4 protein-coding genes are annotated in these 2,414 nt (G+C 58.7%); 2 read left to right on the top strand and 2 right to left on the bottom strand.

What is annotated here, in order from left to right:
- Positions 1–332: 332 nt before the first annotated feature.
- Complete coding sequence (locus tag Q0288_RS13190; protein WP_299431165.1) at positions 333–506, bottom strand: hypothetical protein; 174 nt, start codon at positions 504–506, stop codon at positions 333–335.
- 48 nt (positions 507–554) lie between these two features.
- Between Q0288_RS13190 and Q0288_RS13185 the strand changes: the two genes are divergently transcribed.
- Complete coding sequence (locus Q0288_RS13185) at positions 555–938, top strand: metallopeptidase family protein (RefSeq protein ID WP_299431163.1); 384 nt, start codon at positions 555–557, stop codon at positions 936–938.
- 418 nt (positions 939–1,356) lie between these two features.
- Entirely contained in the window at positions 1,357–1,845 is a 489-nt protein-coding gene (locus Q0288_RS13180) for a hypothetical protein (RefSeq protein WP_299431161.1), read from the top strand.
- Positions 1,846–1,993: 148 nt separating this feature from the next.
- On the opposite strand, the gene Q0288_RS13175 is transcribed toward Q0288_RS13180, so the two are convergent.
- On the bottom strand, positions 1,994–2,414 hold a 421-nt coding region (locus Q0288_RS13175), incomplete at its 5' end, for an RNase H family protein (RefSeq protein WP_299431159.1).

The raw sequence follows: 2,414 nt of genomic DNA, 5'->3' as shown, positions 1-2,414 counted from the left end.
CCCCGTCAAGTCTACCCAAAAAAAACTGGGCGGCACACGGGCCGCCCACGAGAGAGTAATGCGTCTCCCGCAGGCCTAGCTAAAAAACCACCTCCGCACCATACTGCCATAAAGTTTACCTGCTGACCCGTCAAAGCTCAAGGGTTTTCTTGAGGCTGCTTTTCCCCGAGTGACCCAGCATGTTAATTTTTGTCGGACGAACGCCCGGAAAGAAGGTCACAAGCCGGGTTGAGGGTCGAGCGGGACGGGCGCTCGAGCCAAGAATGCCGACCCTTGCCTGTGCAAGTGGGCTGGCGAAAGTCTGGCCGAACCGCAGTGTCCGGGTTTGCGGCCTAACCCCAGCTAAATAGAAATGCACCCAGTATGCCAGTCCCCACTGCCGCCACCATCAAAAACGGATAGATTTTTGGCGAAATCGAGCCCCGCCCCCGCAAAAAGCTCCAGACGGCAATTTCCACCAGACTCAAGACCATAATGGCCAGTCCGGCTTGCTCGAGGCCGCTCATCCCCCATAGATTATCCTGCCTTCACCAACCTGTGTCAGACTGAATGAGATGACCTACGAGGCATTTGTAGACCTGGCCGACCGCCTGTGGGAGGAAGTCCCGCTGGGGTATAAACAAGGATTGTTGGGCATCCATGTGCTCGAGTATCTCAAACCCGATCCCGACGAACCCGGACTGCTGCGCCTGGGGGAGTATCACGACCCTGGCTTTCCCTCGGTGCTGGGTGGCTTCGAGGGCATCGGGCGGCACATCGCCCTGTTTTACGGCTCTTTTGCTGCACTGGCTGCTGGCGACTCCAGTTTCGACTGGGAAGGCGAAATTTGGGAGACCCTGGTGCACGAGCTGCGCCACCATCTCGAGTCGCTGGCCTGGCGCGATGATTTGGTGCAGGAAGATATGGAAAACCTCCGGCGTTATCGGCAATTGAGATAGACAGGCGTATTCCGGGTATCTCCGCAGGGCGTGTATCGCTGCTTCGGGCTTGGCCTACATCTTGGGTACTGCGCCAGTAACCGCGCTGATGGGTCGAAGGGCCTTGTGCGCAGCTTAGGGCGGTAGCCGTTGAAGGCGCACCCATTCCCCGAACCTCGAGGCGGTTTTTCTGGACAAAAATGCCGTGAATGGCCCATATTTTGCCACCGTTCACAGCGGCAAAAATAACGAAAATCGCCATAGGAAGGCCATCAATCTGAAAGCTGCCCTCGGCGGGGTCGGGCGGCTTTGCGGTCTGCTGGGGTAGGCTTTCTGGCCTTTCATCTCGAGGTCATCCAGCCTGCCCACCCGACCATCCCCCATCGTTCTGGTTGAAATAGCCTGCCTCCAGGCCTGCAGGCAGGTATACTTCGTTTTGATGCTAAGCTGGCTCGACCTGATGGCCCTCTTTGTTTTCGCGGCAGCCCTGGCACTGGGCATACGCCAGGGCGCTCCCTTTACCCTGGCGGCAGTACCGGCATTGTTGCTGTATGTGCTGCTGGCTCCCTTGATCGCTCCCCTGGTTCCCAATTTCGTTCTGCCTTTGCTGGCCCTGGCCCTGGGCCTGGCCATGGCCTACATTTCCCAGTTTATCCCGCTCGCCCACCTGACCCCCACCGCCGAGGGGGTGATCGGAGGAATCGGGGGATTCTTGTGGGGCCTATTCCTGGCCTTCACCATCTGGGTTAGCTTCCCCAGTGAGTTTGTGGCCTCTACCGGAGCCTTGCGTTACCCTTCCGAGCAAATGCCCACCGGGGTGAAAGACGGTATTGTGAGCAGTCCTTTCGCCCGCCCCTTGTTCGACTGGGCTTCTGGCAACCCTGTCCTCAAAGCGGCCCTGCTGCCGCAGGTGACCCACCAGCAGTAATACCGGATTCACAAAGATCATCCTCCAACCAGGAGACCCAAAGGCATCTATTTGAATCCCGGAGCACACCCATCCCTGACGGGCGGCGGAAAGAGCGTCTCCCTTCGGTCGGGTTCCGAATCTGGTGTAAAACCTGCTTTGGAGCGCGCTATTTTCTCCCAAAATCCGCCGGGTTTTCCCCCCAGCTATCGGTCTGCCATTTGAGCAACCGGTTGGGATAGGCGTGTGATCTTAGCCAGGTTTCGGCCTGGTCCAGGCGTTCAAACAACTCGGCGTTCCGATGGGTACGATTCAGGTTGGTGCGGGCTTTCTTGGCCCTCACCCAGGAGATGGCGTTCACGGAGTCGGAATAGATGGGCCAGGGGTGGCCCTCCTGATGGCAAAGCATCAGGGCCTCGACAATCGCCAGAAACTCCCCTACATTGTTGGTTCCCCGGACAAATGGCCCCCGGTAGAAGAGCTCCTCACCCGATGCCGTATCCACACAGCGATACTCCAGCAGCCCGGGATTGCCACTACAAGCCGCGTCCACACAGTAGCTGGGCGTGAGGGGCGGGGGCACGTCCAGG

Source organism: uncultured Meiothermus sp. (genome assembly GCF_937863175.1).
Taxonomy (GTDB): domain Bacteria; phylum Deinococcota; class Deinococci; order Deinococcales; family Thermaceae; genus Meiothermus.
Note: the sequence above shows the minus strand (reverse complement) of the source record. Positions and strands in the feature narration are given on the sequence as shown.